We start from the raw sequence: 17018 nt of genomic DNA, 5'->3' as shown, positions 1-17018 counted from the left end.
GCCAGGGGGCGCGGGCCCGGCGAGATCCGAAGGAGACGGCCTAGCTGCGGCGGTACATGCGGGTCGCCGTGATCTCGCCGTGGATCGTCTCCCCGTCCGTGAACTGCTGGGGCAGGCCCGGGCGCAGGTGCTCCTCGACGCTGATGTACTTGAGCCCCGCGCGCAGGTCGGCGTCGTTGCGCAGCCGGATGACCAGGGGGAACTCGGCGAGGGCCGTGGTGTCGAACAGGCCCGTGGTGTACAGCAGCTGGACGCCGAGCGCGTCCGAGACGGCCCGCTGGAGTTCCAGCAGGTACGTGGCGTTCGCGCGCCCGATCGGGTTGTCGAGGAAGAGCGTGCCCGCGTGCCGGTGCTTGTCGCGGCCCCGGTCGTTGCTGCGCAGCGCCGCCATCGTGCAGTAGAGCGCGATCGCGGCGGTGAGGAGCTGGCCGCCCGAGAACACGTCGCCCATCTGGCCCACCGGGACCCGCTCGGCGCGGAGCACCGCGTCGGGCTTGAGGATCTCCACCGCGATGCCCTTGGGTTCCAGCGCCGCCGAGACCCCGTGCAGCAGCAGGGACATGCCGTCGCGGCGGCCCTCGCCGAAGGTGGCGGTGCTGTTCTTCTTCAGGGCGCCGCGGGTCGCCTCGTCGATGACCTCGCCGAGCCGCTCGGTGAGGGTGGCCTGGTCGGGCTCCTCGAAGCGGATGCGCAGGAACTCCTGGCCCGACCACTCCCCCAGGCCCTCGGGGAGCTGGGAGAGCCGCTGGGCGGAGCGCAGGGTGGCCAGGGCCGATTCCACGAGGCCGCGCAGCCGGTCCACGATGCTGTCCCGGTTGCGCTCCAGCTGCGCCAGCTCGTCGGTGAGGACGCGCAGCCGGGGGGCGAAGGCGACGGCCCAGGCGGCCGCGTGCTCGGGCAGGGCGGAGGCGGGCAGTTCGCGGATCTGCTGGCGCGCGGGGGTGCGCACCTGCTCGTAGCGGTTGGCGTTGGCGTGCCGGACCAGGATGTCGCTCGCCTCGCGGACGGCGGCCTCGGCGGCCGACAGGTCGGCGGCGCAGGCCCGTAGCGAACGGCGGGCCTCGGTGGCCGACTGGCGGCCCTCCTCCAGGCTGCCGGGGTGGGCCACCGGCTCCTGCTCGTCCTCCTGGTGGGTGTGGTCCCGCAGGAGGTCGCGGAGCATGGCGGCGGTCTCGTCGAAGCCTCCCGCGCCCTCCTCGGCGGTGCGGTGGGCGCGCAGCAGGTCGGCGTGGGCCGCGCGGGCGGACTCCACGGCGCCGGTGTGGGCGGCGAGTTGGGCGGTGGCGGTGCGGAGCCTGGCCTGGGCGTCCTCGACGTTGTCGGGGATCAGCTCCTCGGGCAGCTCGGTGTGCGCCTCGCCCTCGGCGGGGGCGTGCCGTTCGGCCTCGCCACGGAGCCGGCCGAGCTGCTCGCTCGCGGTGGAGGCGCGGGTCTCCAGCATCTGTACGAGGGCTTCGGCGCGGGCGGCCGCGGCCTGCCGGGAGGGGCCGTCGGCTCCGTCGGTGCCTTCGAGGAGCTGGGCGGCGCGGGTACGGACCTTGTTGGTGAGGCGGTCCAGTTCGGCGAGGGCCACGGACTCGTCGCTCTCGGCGCGGGCCTGTTCGGAGCGCAGGTCGGCGCCGACGCCGACCTTCTCGTAGAGCTGGGAGGCGGCGCGGTAGGCCTCGCGGAGGGCCGGGAGCGGCGCCTTGGCCGTGGCCCCGTTCCCTGCGGGGGACTCGGGCAGCGGATCGGGGGCTCCGGCGATCTCGGCACGCTCGGCGCGCAGGGCGCGGGCGGTGCGGCGGGCGTCGTCGGCGGCGCGCTGGGCGGCGCGGCGGTCCTCGTCGGCGGCCCGGGCCCGGTCGAGGCAGACCTCGGCGCGGGCCTCGGACTCGGCGGCGTCGTCGGCGAGTTCGCGCAGCTTGGTCTGCCAGCCGGCGCGCTCGCGCAGCCGGTAGGCGAGGCCGGCGAGGGCGTCCGCGACCCGGCGGGCGCGCTGGGCGGTGTCCTGGCGCTCGTCGCGGACCCGGGCGGCGTCGGCGGCGGCCTCGTCTGCCTCGGCGCGGACGGTACGGGCCTCCGCGAGCTCGGCGTCGGTCTCCTCGGCGAAGCCGCGGGCGGCGGCGGCCTGCTCCGCGAGCTCGGCGAGGCGGCCGGGCGGGCAGCCGGTGCGCCAGGAACGCAGCCGGGCGGCGAGCTCGCGGTCGCCGGACAGGCGGGCGGCGAGCTCGCGGATCTCGGTGTCGCGGGCGGCGGCCCGGGCGCGCAGCGCCTGGCGCTCCTCGTCGGCGGCGTGCTCGTCGTGCATGGCCGGGTTCGGCGTAACGATGAAAATGCCGTAGATCCCGGACCCGGTGGCGTCGCCGCCCGCGGGAACCGGCGCCAGCAGGGCCGCCGCGGTGCCGACGGCGACGGTGGAGCGGGGCAGCAGCGCGGCGCCGGAGAGGACCTCGCGGGCCCGGGAGTGGGTGTCGGGGTCGGTGATGACCACGCCGTCGACGAGTTCGGGGCGGGCGGCGAGGACGGCGGCGTGGTCGGCCGGGTCCACGGACTGGGCGAGGTAGCGCCAGCCCGGGAGGGCCGGGATGCCGTGCTCACCGAGGAACTCGACGGTCGCGAGGACGTCGGGGCCCGGCGGCAGCAGGCCGCCGTCGCCGAGGGCGCCGAGGATGCGGGAGTCGTCGGCGGCGGCGGTGCGCAGGTCGAAGAGCTGGCGTTCGGCGGCCGCGACCGCGTCGGTGAGCAGGGTGCGCAGCTCGTCGGCGCCCCGGTCGAGGTCTTCGGCGGTGAGCCAGCCGGTGGCGCCGGACGTGTCGTGCCGGCCCGCGGGCGGGCTTCCGGCGGAGCCCCGCCCGGAGGCGTCGGCCCCGGAACCGCCGGGAGGCGTAGCGCCGTCGGCCCGCCCGGACGCCGGGGCGTCGTCGGCGCGCGGGGACGGGTCCGCGGTGCCGGGTGCCGACGGGGCTCCCAGGAGGGCGGCCAGGCGCGGGGCTCCGGCGAGGGACGCGGCGGCCCGGTGCTCGGCGTCGTGGGCGGCCTCGGCGGCGTCCGCGGCGTCCGCCGCGCGGGCGGCGGTGAGTTCCGCGCGGGATTCCGCCGCGGCGGCCTCGCGGGCGGCCTCGGCGGCGGTACGAGCCGCCTCCCGGGACTCGTCCCAGGCGGCCACGGCCGTCTTCTCCGCGTCGGCGGCGGCCAGGGCGGCGCGGGCCGGGTCGGCGTCGGGGGCGGAGTCGTCGAGCCAGCCGGCCCGGACGGCCTCGGCGGTCTCCTGCTGGACCTCGGCGAGGCGGGCGCGCAGGTGCTCGGCCTCGCTGCGGGCCCGCTGGGCGGCCGTGGCGGCGGCGGTGGCGGCGCGGTGGGAGGACTCGCCGGTCTCCTGGAGGACGGCGGAACGCTCCTCCTCCTCGTTGGCGGCCCGCTCCCCCTGCTCGGCGGCGGCGTGCAGGGCCCGTACGAGCTCGGTGGCGGCGGTGGCCCGGGCGGCGAGCGCCGGGGCGGCGTCCCGCTCGGCCTCCAGGATCGCGGCGGCGACCCGGGCGGAGCGGTCGGCGGCGGAGCGGTGGCGCAGCACGTGCTCGGCGGCCTGCCAGGCGGAGTGCAGGGTGCGGGCTTCGAGGAGCTCGCGGCGCTGCGCGGCGGCGGCCTTGTCGGCGACGGTCAGGGCCAGCGAGGCGTGCCGGTAGGCGAGTTCGGCCGAGACGGCGGCGCTGCGGGCGCGCGCGGACTCGGCAGCGGTGACCTGGTGGGCGGCGCCGGTGACGCGCTGCGCGAGGTCGGCGGCGCGGCCGCGCTCCTCGCCGGCGCGGGCGGACAGGCGGCGGGCGAGGGTGCGCGTACGGCGTTCGGCGCCGGCGTGGACATCGCGCAGCCGGGAGCGGGTCCCGGCGGCTTCGACGATCTTGTTGAGGAGGTCTACGGAGCCCGCGGTGAACTCCCGTTCGGCCATCAGCTCGGCGCGGCGGCCGAGCTTGTTGCCGAAGCCGTGGACGAGGTCGGCGAGGCCGTCCGTGTCCCGGGTGTCGGTGACGGCGCGCAGCAGGAGGTCGGTGAAGTCGGAGTCCTTCTTGACCGCGAAGAGGCCGGCGGCCTCACCCTCGTCGGCGTTCATCTCGCGCTGGTAGCGGAAGAGTTCGGGGTCGAGGCCGACCTCGGTGAGGTGCTCGTTCCAGCGGTCGTGGATCTCCTCGAAGTACACCTCCAGGTGCGGGTACGCCTTGCCGGCCTCGGTCAGGGCGTCGCGGAAGCCCTTCATCGTGCGGCGCCGCCCCTGGGCGCCGGAGACGCCTTCCACCGGCGGGCGCACCGAAGTGGCCTCGGCCACCGGGAGGTTGTCCAGACTCAGGCCCGGGCCGGGGCGGAAGGAGTACCAGGCCTCCGCGAACTTGCGCGGGTCGTTGGAGACTTGGCGCCCGCGCCACTCGCTGACCTTGCCGACGACCACGCACTCGCCGGTCTGGGTGTGCTGCCATTCCAATGCCACGTGGCCGCAGTCGTCGGCCAGCAGGAACTTGCGCAGGACGCCGGAACTGGCGCCGCCCAGGGTGTTGCGGTGGCCGGGCAGCATGACCGAGAAGATCAGCTTGAGCAGGACGGACTTGCCGCCGCCGTTCTCCAGGAAGAGCACGCCGGCGGGCGCGGGGCGGCGCGGCGGTCCGGTGGGCTCGTCCTCGAAGAACTCCGCCTGGGCGGGCGCCGGATGGGGTACCGGCTCGCCCACTCCGCGCAGGTCGAGCACGGTGTCGGCGTAGCGCGCGCCGGCGGGCCCGATGGAGTAGAGGCGGATCCGGGACAGCTCGTACATGGCGGCGGACTCTCGTGGTCTTTCGTAGGTCGTACGGGGACGGGGTGGCGGGTGAGTGCCGGGGCGTTTCAGTTGTGGAAGGGCAGGCCCGCGTCGGCGGCGAGCTCGAGGTCGTCGCCCTCGGGCGGCGGCAGGAGGCTGGCGGAGCCGTCGCTGACGGCGACGACGCCCAGGTCGAGGAGTTCGGCCATGGCCGCGCTGCCCGCCATGTCGCGGACCTGGAGCTGGTAGCGGGGGGTGGTGCGGTACGTGCCTCCGGCGTCGTCCCCGGTGCGCTGGAGGAAGCCGGAGTCGGTGAGGAAGGCGGCGGCCTTGCCGACGATGCCGGTGGTGGAACCGGCCAGCCGGCGGGCGTCCTTGGTGGCGCCGGTCGCGCTGCGGCGGGCGTAGACCCGCCAGGCGGCCTCCAGGCCGGGGGCGTCGGAGGCCGGGTCGGTGTTCTCGCCGAGTTCCTCGGCGCGCTCCTCCAGGCGGCGGCAGGTCTGCCGGACGAAGGCGTCGACGCCGTTGACGGTGATCCGGCCGATGTAGCCGTCGTCGGCGAGGTCCTCGGGGCGGGGGAAGGCCAGGGCCGCCACGGCGAGGTGGGCGAGCCCGTGCAGGAAGCGGTCCGCGGAGTCGGCGGTGGTGCGGCGGGCGTAGTCGCCCATGCGGACGGCGAAGACGGAGTCCTCACCGGCGGCCACGGCCATGCCGGCGCGGGAGGACACCTCCAGGACGACGAGGCCGAGGCCGGTGGCGACGGCGTCCGCGAGCCGGGCGAAGGCGGGGTCCTCGCGGTAGCGGCGCAGCAGTTCGGCGTACTCGGCGTCGCGAGCGGGCAGCAGTTTGGGCTGGAGCCCGAACGCGACGAGCCGGGCCGCGTCCGCGGCGTCCGCCGGGGTGACCGGGGTGGTGGCCGGGCCCTGGGCGGGCCCGTGAGCCTGTACGGGGGCCGGGGTCGGGGTCGGGGCCGGGGCCTCGTGTGCGGCTGGCTCGCTCCACGCGGGGTGCCGCTCGGCGTGGTGGTCGCTCACGGGTGGATCTCCTCGGTGGTACGGGTGCGGGGGTGGCGGGTGCTGCTACCGGTACGCCCGGCGCGGGCGTTGTGCGGCCTGGCGGCTCGCGGGCCGACGTGCGCGGGCCGCACCGCGGCAGGGCCGGCGCCGGCGGACGCGGGCCAGGCGGGCCCGTCCGCGGGACCGGAGCCGGAGCCAGAGCCGGCGGCAGCGGCAGCGGCAGCGGCAGCGGCAGCGGGGCCAGTCGCGGGGGCGGCGGGGACGGCTCTTCCCCCACCCCGCCCCTTCCCGAAAGCAGGGGCAAGCCCCCACACCCCCGGGTGGGACGGCACCACCAGGGGCTCCGCCCCGGTGACAGGGGGCGTCGCCCGGGTCGGGGACGGGACACCCGGGCACTGGACGACATTCGCGGCCGGGGCCCGGTCGGGTCCGGGGCGACGAGCCTCAGGAGCCCTCCCGCCGACGGCCGCCACTGCGTACCGGGCAGCTCCGCATGCGGCCACTCCGTACCGGGCCACTCCGCATGCGGCCGCTCCGTAGCGCGCAGCTCCGTCGCGGACGGCTCCGCGGGGGCACGGGGCGTCGGCCGGCCGGGGACAGGGCAAGGTCATGCCGCCTCCGTGCGGTCCGCCGTCATGGCTGCCGCGTCCAGGAGGGCGGTGCCGACGATCAGGTCCGCGCCGCCGAATTCGGGGTCTTCGAGTTCCGTGCCGTCGTCGACGGCGAAGAGGAGGCGCTCCTCGCCCTGGCGGTAGGCCGTGCCCACCGCCGGGCTCGCCGCGTGGACGGCCAGCAGGGCGACCAGGTAGGGCAGGTCCGGGTCGGAGCGGCGGGCCTCCGCCAGGAGGCCGGACAGGCGGCGCGGGGCGTCGTGCGGGAGTTCGAGGAGTGCCATCGCGGCGGCGAGCTGCTCCTCGCTGAAACGGCTGTCGTCCGGAGTGGCGATCAGGTCCGGCTCGGGCATTTCCAGACCGAGGTGCTCACGCTCCACCGGCGGGGTGAGGAGGATCTCCACCAGGTCGGCGACGCGGACCGAGACGGGGGTGCGCAGGCCCGAGCCCGACGCGAAGAAGGCGTCCGTCACGCGGATGGCCTGGGCGACCGGGAGCGGCAGCGTGGGGGCCACCAGTTGCCCGTAGAGGTCGATCCCGGAGCGCGGCGCGGGGGCGGCGAAGGCCTGGCGGTCCTGTTCGGCGCGGAAGAGCGGTCCGGCGTCCAGGAGCCGGGACTGGAGCTGGGTGTGCCGGCGGATGCAGTCCTTGACGATGTCGACGAGCTCGGCGGCGCGCCGCTTGTTGTCGGGCTCCTCCGCCTCGTCGCGGGCCTTGCGGATGTTGGTCAGGATCGCGTTCTCGTGCCGGTAGCGGTCGGCGACGTGATCGAGGGCCTCCGCGATCATGTCGGGGACGGTGACCAGCCAGTCCACGGCCCGGACGTTGCGCCGGGTCGCGTCGAGCGTGCGGCGCAGGGTCTCGGCGTACTGGACGGTGCGGTAGCGGGCCTGCTCGGCGGCGAGTTGGGCGTCGGCGAGCCGGCCCCGGCTGATCAGGACCTCCAGCTTGACCTCGGCGGCGATCTGCGCGCTGGTGACGTCCGTGTCGAGGGCGCCGACCAGGACGTTGACGGCCTCGTCCGTCGTGCGCAGGTACACCGCGCCGCCGTAGCCCGGGACTTCCTCGATGAGCTTGAAGTCGTAGTCGCGGCGGACGTACACCCCGTCCGGGCCGAACGTGCCGTAGATCGCGCGGAATCCGCGGTCCACGCTGCCGACGTTGATCAGGTTCTCCAGCACCCAGCGGGCCACCCGCTCGTGCTCGGCCGCGGGGCGCGCCGGGGCCTGGGCGGCGACGCGCGGCAGCAGGCGAGCCACTATCTGCTCGTGGTCCGCGCCGGTGTCGAAGTCCATGTTGAGCGTGACCAGGTCGATCGCGGCGAGCGCGACCTCCGCCATCGCGTAGACCCCGTACTCGCCGGCCAGATTGGCCTTGCGCACGTCGAGGTCGTGGAGCGGGGCGGTGCAGGCGAGCGCGCGCAGCCGCCGGGCCAGGCCCTCGTCGGCGGCCGGGCCCGACGCCGGGGAGGGAAGGGTCTTCGCCGGGGCAGGGAGAGTCACGGGCAAAGACTAGGCGCTGACCCTGACAACATCCCAAACGGGATGGTTCGCCCGTTCCCCCCGCCGTCGGCGGGAGCGCGGCCCGCACCCTGTTCTACGCTCACCGCATGGCTTCCATGATCACGCCGGGCACCCCGGCGGCCGGACCCGTGATCGATCTCAACGCCGACCTCGGCGAAGGCTTCGGGCGGTGGACACTGACCGACGACGAGGCCCTGCTGTCCGTCGTCACGAGCGCCAACGTCGCCTGCGGCTTCCACGCCGGAGACCCGTCCATCATGCGCCGCGTCTGCGAGCTGGCGGCCGCGCGCGGGGTACGGATCGGCGCGCAGGTCTCGTACCGGGACCTCGCGGGCTTCGGCCGCCGCTCGATGGACGTGCCGGCCGGTGAGCTGGCCGACGAGGTGGCCTACCAGATCGGGGCGCTGGAGGTCTTCGCGCGGGCGGCCGGGTCCCGGGTGTCGTACGTGAAACCGCACGGCGCGCTCTACAACCGCACCGTCCGCGACGAGGACCAGGCCGGCGCCGTGGTGGCCGGCGTGCTGCTCGCGGCCGGTCCCGGCGGGCTCCCGGTGCTCGGGCTGCCCGGTTCCCTGCTGCTGGCCGCCGCCGGGCGCGCCGGGCTGCGGACCGTCCCGGAGGCCTTCGCCGACCGCGCCTACACCCCCGCGGGCACCCTCGTGCCGCGTGCCGAGCCGGGCGCCGTGGTCCACGACCCGGACGCGGTGGTGGCCCGCGCGGTGGACATGGCCGCGGGGCACGTGGTGACCGCCGCCGACGGTTCCCGGATCCCGGTGGCCGCCCGCTCCCTGTGCCTGCACGGGGACACCCCGGGCGCCGCGGAGCTGGCCCTGCGCGTGCGCGGGGCGCTCGGCGGGGCCGGGGTCCGGGTGGAGGCCTTCGCATGAGGGCGCTGGAGGCCGGCGCCGAAGCACTGCTGCTGGAGGTGGACTCCGCCGAGGAGGTGGCCGCGCTCCACGCGGAGCTGCTGCGGCGCCGGGACGCGGGCGAGCTGGGCGGCGTACGGGAGATCGTGCCGGCGGCGCGGACCGTCCTGCTGGACGGGGTACGGGAGCCGCGCGCCCTCGCGGCCCGGATCGCCCGCTGGCGGGTCCCCCCGCTCGCCCCGGCCGACGGGCCGCCCCCGGTGACGGTCGCCGTGCGCTACGACGGCCCGGACCTGGCGGCTGTGGCCGGGCTGTGGGGGGTGGCCCCCGGCGAGGTGCCCGGGATCGTCGGCGCGATCACCTTCCGGGTGGCGTTCTGCGGCTTCGCCCCGGGCTTCGGCTACCTCACGGGGCTCCCCGCCCGGCTCCATCTGCCCCGGCGCGCGACGCCCCGTACGGCGGTACCGGCGGGCTCGCTGGCCCTGGCGGGCGAGTACGCGGGGGTCTACCCGCGCTCCTCCCCCGGCGGCTGGCAGCTGATCGGGTCCACCGACGCGGTGCTCTGGGACCCGGCGCGCGAGCCGGCGGCGCTGTTCGTGCCCGGGGCGCGGGTGCGGTTCGCCCCGGCCGGGGCGGGGGCCGCGCTGTGAGGGGGCTGGAGGTCGTACGGGCGGGCGCGCTGACCACCGTCCAGGACCTGGGGCGGCCCGGGTACGCCCACCTCGGCGTCCCCCGGTCGGGGGCCCTCGACAGGGGGGCGCGGGGGCTGGCGAACCGGCTGCTCGGCAATCCGCCCGGGGCGGCCGTCCTGGAGACGACCCTGGACGGCGTGGGACTGCGGGCGGTGGGCGGGGCGGTGACGGTGGCGGTGACCGGGGCGCCGTGTGCGGTACGGGTCTGCGGGCGCCCGGCGGCCTGGGGCGCGCCCGTTCTGCTGCGCGCCGGGGAGGAGCTGGAGGTGGGCCGGGCGGAGTCGGGCGTGCGCGGCTACGTCGCGGTGCGGGGAGGTTTCGCGGTCGAGCCGGTGCTGGGCAGTCGCTCGACCGATCTGCTGTCGGGCCTCGGACCGCCGGTCCTGGCGGCGGGGGCGCTGCTGCCGGTGGGCGCGCCGGGTCCGGATCCGGACCCGGTGGCCGGGGTGGATGGTCTGGCGGCGCCGGGTCCGCCTTCGGAGCTGGTGCTTCCGCTGCGGCTGGGGCCGCGGGCCGACTGGTTCACGGCCGAGTCGGTGACGGGGCGGCTGCTGCGGGCGACGTACCGGGTCTCGGCCGCCTCGAACCGCATCGGGCTGCGTATGGAGGGGCCGGGGCTGGTGCGGGCGGGGGGTGGGGTGCACAGTGGACGGCGGGAGCTGCCCAGTGAGGGGATGGTGCTGGGGGCGGTGCAGGTGCCGCCGGACGGGCAGCCGGTGGTGTTCCTCGCCGATCATCCCGTGACCGGGGGGTATCCCGTGGTCGGGGTCGTCGTGGGGTCCGCGCTCGATGCGGCGGCGCAGGTGGGGCCGGGGGGTGCGGTGCGGTTCGTCCGTCGCTGACGGGTGTGCCCGTCCGGGGCCCGTCTGGTGGGGTGCCCGCCCGGGGGCCCCCGGGGTCCTCCTGCGGCGGCTCGGCCGGGGCCGGCGGGCTCGGGGCTGCTCCTGCCCGGGGCCGGGGTTGCCGCTGCGCGGAGTCCCCCGCTGCGGCCCTTTCCGCTGCGCGGGCGGAGTTCCCCGCTGCGACCCTTTGCCTTGCCGCTGCGCGGGGCGGAGTACCCCGCTGCGACCCTTTGCCGCTGCGCGGGGCGGAGTTCCCCTACCCTCCCCCAGACTCCGTCCGGGGGGACCCCCGGTTCCACCGTTCCCAGGGCTCTGCCCTGGCCCGGTCCTCAAGCGCCGGACGGGCTGGGAAAGGGGTGCCGGGCTGCGCCCGGACCCCCTGGGGCTCCGCCCCAGACCCCGGTCCTCAAACGCCGGACGGCTGAAATGCCACACCCCGGCGGGGCTGCACGTGGCAGCCGCTCCGGGGTGATGGGCGCAGCCCCGCAGGGGTGTGGGCGGTGGGCCGGCCTCGGGTGGGCCGTGGCCCGCCGGGCTGGCGGGCGGGGGTTACACCGTCGACTCCGGGGTTATGCGGCTGCGGACCGCCGACTGGACGTCTTCTTCTTCCGCCGGGTCCGCCGCCAGGCGGCGCAGGCGCGGGGCCACTCGGGCGTCGGCCGTTTCGGCGTGGCGGGCGGCCACCTCCCGGGTGGTCTCCTCGCAGTCCCAGAGGCATTCGACGGCGAAGCCCGCCGCGAAGGAAGGGTCCGTCGCCGCCAGGGCGCGGGCGGCGCGGCCGCGGAGGGCGGAGGAGGCCGTCTCGCGGTAGATGTGGCGCAGGACGGGCGCGGCGCAGGCGATGCGGAGCCGGCCGGCTCCGTCGACCAGGGTGAAGAGGGGCGTCGAGTCCGGGCCGGAGCCGCGGACGGTGGAGCGGAGGGCTCCGAGGACGAGGGCGGTGTCGCCTGCTCCGCCCCGGGCGGCCAGGAGGGTCGCAGCGGCCGTTCCGAGGGCGTCGGGCCGCTGGACCCAGCGCCGGGCCCGTTCGACGGCGGCGGGGCCGCACATGCGCTCGTAGGCGGCTACGGCCGGCTCGTCGCCGGCGGCTTCGATGAGGTCCAGTACGGCCGGGTTCTCCGGCTCGGCGAGGACCAGGTGGTGCAGCGCGGTGGCGCGGGCGGCCTCGCCGGACGCGCCGGCGGCGGCCGCCAGGATCGCGGAGCGGTCCTCGGGGGTGGCCACGGCGGCGAGGCAGCGCGCGGCCGGGACGTGCAGGGGGGTGCCCCGGCGCAGTCCGTCGGCGGCCCAGTCGAAGACGGCCTGGACGCCCCAGCCGGGCTGGGGGCCGCGCGGGGTGAGCTGGCGCTGCCAGCGGTCGAAGGAGCCCTGTTGGCGGGCGGCGCGCAGCCGCTCGGCGTACTCGTTGGGCTGCGCCGCCTCTTCCCACAGGCACCAGGGCCTGGGCTCGTAGGCGTCGCGGACGGCGGCGGCGAGCAGCGCCTCCCCCTCGGGGGTGGCGGGGAAGCGGGCGAGGACGGGGGCGGCCAGTGACCGCAGTCCCTCGTCGTCGTCGCGCAGGGCGAGCTCGTCGAGGGCCCAGGCCCAGTTGGCACCCGTGGCGGCGTACCGGCGCAGCAGCATGAGCGCGTCGTCACGGCCGTACGAGGCCAGGTGGCCCAGGACGGACAGGGCGAGGCCCGTGCGGTGGTCGTCCTCGTCGAGCAGGTCATCGACGCTGAAGAGGTGGGCCTCGATCTCGCCCAGGGGGCCGTCGAGATCCAGGTACAGGCGTGCGTAGTACAGGGAGCGGTTCTCGACCTGCCAGTCCTGGCGCGGATCGCCGGCCACGCAGTGGTTGAGCGCCGCGAGGGCCTCGGCCCTGGGCGCCGCGAGTGCGTGCAGCGTGCCGTCGCCGCGGCCGCGCTGGAGGAGACCGAGCAGGGTGCCGCTCGGCGCTATGACTGGTTCGAACATGGGAATGGCCTCAAATCAAGCTGGGGACGCAACCGGGAATCGGAATTCACAGGGCCGCGTAACAGCTTGTGAGGACGTCCGCCGTCAGGTTCCGCTCGATGTAGACCATTGCCTTCTCACTCTCGTCGGTGCTTCTCGGCCAGGGCGGCGGTCCCCCGGCAGGAGTGGGGGTCGGACACCCGTTGTGTCCTGCCCGCTCCTGCCCGTCCGTCCTGTCCGCGAATCGAATCCGACGCCATGATGACCCAGGCGGTTTGTGCGCCGCGACCACATTTAAGGCCGCCGTGACCAACCCGTGAGGTCTGGACCGGCCGAAGAACCGGCCGGGAACCGGCCAGGGGCCGGGCAGGGGCCGGGTGGGGGCCGGGTGGGGGACCGATCAGAAGCGGACTACTTGGCTCCGAAAAGTTCCAGCAGGTCGGCCTTGGCGAACATGCGGGCCGTGTCCACCGCGGAGGGCGTTCCGGCCTTCGGGTCTGCTCCGCCGGCGAGCAGGGCGCGGATGACGGCCTCCTCGCCCTTGAAGACGGCGCCGGCGAGCGGGGTCTGGCCGCGGTCGTTGGCGCGGTCGGCCTCGGCTCCGCGGGCCAGCAGGGCCGTGACGGCTTCGGCGTGGCCGTGGTAGGCGGCGAGCATGACGAGGGTGTCGCCGCGGTCGTTGGTGAGGTTCGCCGGGACGCCCGCGTCGACGTACGCGGCGAGGGCCTCGGTCTCACCCCTGCGGGCGAGGTCGAAGATCTTGGTGGCCAGCTCGATGACGTCCTCGTCGGGAACGCCGGGGGGAACGCCCGGAGAGTCCTGGGAGGCCTGGGGGGCTTGGGGAGCCCGGGAGTCCTGGGAGCCGTTCTCGACGTGCTCACTCATCGGTCGTACCGCCTTTCACGGGCAGGGCTGCGCACGGCACTGCGTCCGTACGGGTGAAGCGCCAGAGTAGCGCCCGGACCTGCACATGAGAGGCGCGGGCCGAGGCAATGATCACCTTGCGGCCCCCCTGCCCCCAACCCGCCAGGCGCGCCACTCGGGATGGGCCGGTCAAGTGAAAAATTGCTGGATTCACCCGTATGCACCTTTTATCGCATTGATACTTCCTGTGAGCCTGGAAGAACTGATGGTGACTGTCCCCACCCACCAGGAGAACTGACTCATGGTCCTGTCCATCTCAGGTGTCGTCCTGCTCGGCATCATCTGCTTCCTGTTCTTCAAGAAGGACGGCATGAAGCTGACGCACGCGTTCGTGTGCGCACTCTTCGGCTTCTTCCTCGCCGGCTCGGCCATCGCCCCCAGCATCACGGCGAGCACGGCGAGCCTCGCGAGCCTTCTCGGCGGGATCAAGCTCTAGCGCCCGGCCCCGGCACCCACCCGAAGCTTCCACAACTCCAGGAGACGCCCGTGGCCCGGCGCCCACTTCCCCGCATCCTCAGCAGCGGCACCGTGTCGCTGACCCGGGGCCGCGACTTCGCTCGCACGGCCGCCGACAGCGCCACGGACGTCCTCCATCCGCTCCTCACCATCGGACGCGGACTGCGCGTCCTGGCCTCGGCCGGGCGGCGCAAATGGTGCGACACCCCCAAGGACAAGCGTGGTCCCGCGCTGTTCCTGGGGGCCGCCTGCGTCCTCGTGGTCGCGCTCGTCCCCTACGGCCCCCTCACCGCCCTGATCACCCTCATGGCGGCGGCGGCCTGGCAGGGACGCGACCGCACCCCGGTGAAGACCGGGCCCAGCGATGCCGAGACCGAGCGGCTCGGCTCCCTCTACGAAGCCCTCGTGCCGTACTTCTCCATCCCGGAGGACCCCAGCCCCCTCTTCGCCCACGGCGGGGAGTGGGACAAGGCCTTCAGCGGCTACGAGTTCGACGAGGCGGGCCGCGTCACCCGGCTCCACATCCGCTACCCGGCCTACTTCACCGATGGCGAGGCCGCGTCACGGGCCCGGATCGAGGCACTGCTGCACGCCAAGTCCGGGCGCGGACGGGAGTATCTCTTCGACTGGGACGAGGAGGGCAACCAGCTCGACCTGAGCGTGCTGGCGGCGCTGCCCACGGGCATCGCCGCCCAGCCTTTCGTCACCTCCCCGGGTGAGACCGTGCTCGGCTTCACCGACCCCGGCAGCGTGCAGCGCACCCTGCCCGTCCTGGACGGCGACGAGCCCCGGGACGTGCCGCCGGTCATCTGGCGCACCGGGTCCCGCTCCGCCGAACCCCATCTGCTGGCCGTGGGCCAGCCCGGCAGCGGTACGTCCACGCTGCTGCGCTCCGTCGCCCTGCAGGCCCTGCGGCACGGGGGCGACGTACTGATCGTGGAGGGCGGCGGCACCGGCGAGTACTCCTGCCTCTCCGGCCGCGTCGGCGTCCTCGCCGTGGAGTGCGGGCCGGCCGGGGCGCTGGCCACCCTGGAATGGGCCGCCCGCGAGACCGAGCGGCGCCTGATCGCCACCCACCGGGCCCGCGAAGCCGGCCGGCCCGCGCCCGAGGACACCCGGCGCCCGCTGTGGATCCTGCTCGACCGGCCCAGCGTGCTGGCCCACCTGGCCGCCGCCGAGGGCGCCCCCGACCCGATCGCGCAGCTCCAGGTGCCGCTTCGGCACGGGCGCGCCGCGCACGTCACCGTGGTGGTGGCCGAGCAGTTCGACCACCTGGAGCTGCTGAACGACTCCGTCTGGCAGCACACGCGGGCCCGGGTGGTGCTCGGAGCCGCCTCGATCCAGCAGATCGCCGATGTGCTGGGACTGCCCCCGCACACCACGCCGACGGCCGTACTGCCGCCGGGGCGCGGGTACGCCCGGCTCGGCGCCGGCCCCGTGCACCGGCTCCAGGTCCCGGCCACGCCGGACCCGTACGACGAGGCCACCCACCCGGGACACCGCCAGGCGGTACTGGACCTGCTGCCCGAGCGGCAGGCGCCGGCCAAGCCCGTCCCGGACCACGTCACGCTGGGCAAGCCGCTGCACATCGTGCAGCCGCCCGCCCAGGCCCAGAGCCCGGCGATCGACGCCTCGGAGATCCCCGAGGTCCCGGCGGACGCCCCGTAGGTCCTTCCCGTTCCCGTTCCCGTTCCCGCTCCTACGCGACGAAGGTGCGCGGCGGCTCCGCCCCGCCGCCGCCCGCTCCGGTGGCGACCAGCCGGGCCGCGGCGGCCAGCCGGGCCGCCGCTTCCTCGGCCACCGGGCCGCCGACCGTGAAGGGGAGCCGGACGTACCCCTCGAAGGCCCCGTCGACACCGAACCGGGGTCCTGAGGGGACCCGTACGCCCACCCGCTCCCCCACCTCGGCCAGCCGGGAGCCGGAGAGCCCGCCCGCGCGGGCCCACAGGGTCAGGCCGCCCAGCGGGACCCGGAACTCCCAGTCCGGCAGCTCCCGGCGGACCGCCGCCACCAGTGCGTCCCGGTTCTCCCGGGCCTGGTCGCGGCGGATCTCCACGGCCTGCACCCAGCCGCCGGTGCGCATCAGCCAGTCCACCGCGAGCTGTTCCAGCACGGGCGTGCCCAGGTCGGCGTAGGCGCGGGCGGCCACCAGGCTGCGGATGACGTCGGGGGCCGCGCGGACCCAGCCGATGCGCATGCCGGCCCAGAAGGCCTTGCTGGCGGAGCCGACCGTGATGACGGTGGAGCCGGCCGGGTCGAAGGAGCAGACCGGGCGGGGCATCTCCATCGTCGGGTCGAGCTGGAGCTCGACCATGGTCTCGTCGGCGACGAGGACGGTGCCGGCCGAGCGGGCCGCCTCCACCATCGCGCGGCGCTGCTCGTCGGAGGCCAGGGCGCCGGTCGGATTGTGGAAGTCGGCGACCACGTAGGCGAGGCGGGGGGCCGAGTCGCGCAGGACCTGGCGCCAGACGTCCATGTCCCAGCCCGTCAGCCCCTCCCCCATGGCGACGGGCACGAGGCGGACCCCGGCGGCGCGCATCAGCTGGAGGATGTTGGCGTAGGACGGGGATTCGACGGCGATCCGCTCGCCGCGGCCCGCGAAGAGGCTGCAGATGGCGTCGATGGCCCCCATCGCTCCCGTGGTGACCATGATCTGCTCGGGCATGGTCGGGATGCCGCGCTCGGTGTAGCGGTCGGCGAGCATGCGGCGCAGGGCGGGCAGCCCGGCCGGGTAGTCCCCGTGGGTGTGGGCGTACGGCGGGAGTTCCTCCAGGGCGCCCTGGACGGCCTTGGTGAGCCAGGGCTCGGGGGCCGGGAGGGCTGCGCAGCCGAGGTCGATCATCGAGCCGAGGGACTCGGGGGGCAGCGGCTCCAGGCCGCGGGCCGGCATGGGGTTGCCGGCGGGCACGGAGGTCCAGCTGCCCGCGCCCCGGCGGGATTCCAGGAACCCCTCGCCGCGCAGGGCCTCGTAGGCGGCGGCGACGGTGGTGCGGCTGACGGAGAGGGACGCCGCCAGTTCCCGCTCGGCGGGGAGCCGGGCGGCGACGGGGATGCGGCCCTCCAGGACGAGCAGGCGGATCCCGTCGGCGAGCGTGCGGTACGCGGGCAGCTTGCGCCCTCCGGGCGGGGCGGTCCGGCCCTGCTGGGAGGTGATGAGCCGGCCGAGCTGTGCGGCACCGACAGCCGAGGTCCACTGCGCCATGTCGTCCGGTCCACCTTCGTCGAATTGGCCCCTGCCGACCCGTGGGGGCCGGCATTGGATTGATCCCGCCGGGTCCAGGGTGCCACGGAGCGGTCCGCGCGAAATAGGGGAGGCCCCGGTCCGGGGCCCGCCTGTAGCGTCCGGAGGGTGGCCCTAGACCTCTTTCCCCGCGGGATCCCGGACCTG

11 protein-coding genes are annotated in these 17018 nt (G+C 75.9%); 5 read left to right on the top strand and 6 right to left on the bottom strand.

The window, feature by feature from the left end; translation table 11 throughout:
• Positions 1-40 precede the first annotated feature (40 nt).
• From OG730_RS34025 to OG730_RS34015, 3 genes are all read right to left on the bottom strand, one after another.
• On the bottom strand, positions 41-4783 hold the full coding sequence (locus OG730_RS34025) for a hypothetical protein (protein WP_327307822.1): 4743 nt from the start codon (positions 4781-4783) through the stop codon (positions 41-43).
• 68 nt (positions 4784-4851) lie between these two features.
• Complete coding sequence (locus OG730_RS34020) at positions 4852-5799, bottom strand: hypothetical protein (RefSeq protein ID WP_327307821.1); 948 nt, start codon at positions 5797-5799, stop codon at positions 4852-4854.
• A gap of 589 nt (positions 5800-6388) precedes the next feature.
• The gene (locus OG730_RS34015) at positions 6389-7894 is read right to left on the bottom strand and encodes a hypothetical protein (RefSeq protein WP_327307820.1); all 1506 of its coding nucleotides are present in this window, start codon (positions 7892-7894) and stop codon (positions 6389-6391) included.
• A gap of 107 nt (positions 7895-8001) precedes the next feature.
• Here OG730_RS34015 and OG730_RS34010 point away from each other — a divergent pair, with 107 nt between their 5' ends.
• The 3 genes from OG730_RS34010 to OG730_RS34000 are packed head-to-tail and all read left to right on the top strand — an operon-like array spanning position 8002 to position 10315.
• The gene (locus OG730_RS34010; RefSeq protein WP_327307819.1) at positions 8002-8802 is read left to right on the top strand and encodes a LamB/YcsF family protein; all 801 of its coding nucleotides are present in this window, start codon (positions 8002-8004) and stop codon (positions 8800-8802) included.
• Positions 8799-9431, top strand: a complete 633-nt coding sequence (locus OG730_RS34005) for a 5-oxoprolinase subunit B family protein (protein ID WP_327307818.1) — start codon at positions 8799-8801, stop codon at positions 9429-9431. Before OG730_RS34010 ends, OG730_RS34005 begins: the two co-directional genes overlap by 4 nt.
• Positions 9428-10315, top strand: a complete 888-nt coding sequence (locus OG730_RS34000) for a 5-oxoprolinase subunit C family protein (protein WP_327307817.1) — start codon at positions 9428-9430, stop codon at positions 10313-10315. Before OG730_RS34005 ends, OG730_RS34000 begins: the two co-directional genes overlap by 4 nt.
• A 549-nt stretch (positions 10316-10864) precedes the next feature.
• On the opposite strand, the gene OG730_RS33995 is transcribed toward OG730_RS34000, so the two are convergent.
• Complete coding sequence (locus tag OG730_RS33995) at positions 10865-12271, bottom strand: HEAT repeat domain-containing protein (RefSeq protein WP_327307816.1); 1407 nt, start codon at positions 12269-12271, stop codon at positions 10865-10867.
• 390 nt (positions 12272-12661) lie between these two features.
• Positions 12662-13135 (bottom strand): ankyrin repeat domain-containing protein, encoded by a 474-nt coding sequence (locus OG730_RS33990; protein ID WP_327307815.1) that lies wholly within the window; start codon positions 13133-13135, stop codon positions 12662-12664.
• Positions 13136-13415: 280 nt separating this feature from the next.
• Here OG730_RS33990 and OG730_RS33985 point away from each other — a divergent pair, with 280 nt between their 5' ends.
• Together OG730_RS33985 and OG730_RS33980 are read left to right on the top strand one after the other, a co-directional pair.
• Entirely contained in the window at positions 13416-13610 is a 195-nt protein-coding gene (locus OG730_RS33985) for a hypothetical protein (protein ID WP_007262923.1), read from the top strand.
• A gap of 50 nt (positions 13611-13660) precedes the next feature.
• The gene (locus OG730_RS33980) at positions 13661-15298 is read left to right on the top strand and encodes a P-loop NTPase family protein (RefSeq protein ID WP_327307814.1); all 1638 of its coding nucleotides are present in this window, start codon (positions 13661-13663) and stop codon (positions 15296-15298) included.
• A 31-nt stretch (positions 15299-15329) separates the two neighbouring features.
• On the opposite strand, the gene OG730_RS33975 is transcribed toward OG730_RS33980, so the two are convergent.
• Positions 15330-16832, bottom strand: coding sequence for an SCO1417 family PLP biosynthesis transcription factor (locus OG730_RS33975; protein ID WP_327307813.1), 1503 nt, complete (start codon positions 16830-16832; stop codon positions 15330-15332).
• Positions 16833-17018 lie beyond the last annotated feature (186 nt).

Source organism: Streptomyces sp. NBC_01298 (assembly GCF_035978755.1).
GTDB lineage: Bacteria > Actinomycetota > Actinomycetes > Streptomycetales > Streptomycetaceae > Streptomyces.
The sequence above is the reverse complement of the archived record's forward strand: the minus strand, read 5'-3'. Positions and strand labels throughout refer to the sequence as shown.

Excerpts from the sequence above, each read along its gene's own strand:
- OG730_RS33975 (WP_327307813.1), bottom strand. The coding sequence starts at position 16,832 with ATGGCGCAGTGGACCTCGGCTGTCGGTGCCGCACAGCTCGGCCGGCTC.
- OG730_RS34005 (WP_327307818.1), top strand. The coding sequence starts at position 8,799 with ATGAGGGCGCTGGAGGCCGGCGCCGAAGCACTGCTGCTGGAGGTGGAC.
- OG730_RS33990 (WP_327307815.1), bottom strand. The coding sequence starts at position 13,135 with ATGAGTGAGCACGTCGAGAACGGCTCCCAGGACTCCCGGGCTCCCCAA.
- OG730_RS33995 (WP_327307816.1), bottom strand. The coding sequence starts at position 12,271 with ATGTTCGAACCAGTCATAGCGCCGAGCGGCACCCTGCTCGGTCTCCTC.
- OG730_RS34010 (WP_327307819.1), top strand. The coding sequence starts at position 8,002 with ATGGCTTCCATGATCACGCCGGGCACCCCGGCGGCCGGACCCGTGATC.
- OG730_RS34025 (WP_327307822.1), bottom strand. The coding sequence starts at position 4,783 with ATGTACGAGCTGTCCCGGATCCGCCTCTACTCCATCGGGCCCGCCGGC.
- OG730_RS33985 (WP_007262923.1), top strand. The coding sequence starts at position 13,416 with ATGGTCCTGTCCATCTCAGGTGTCGTCCTGCTCGGCATCATCTGCTTC.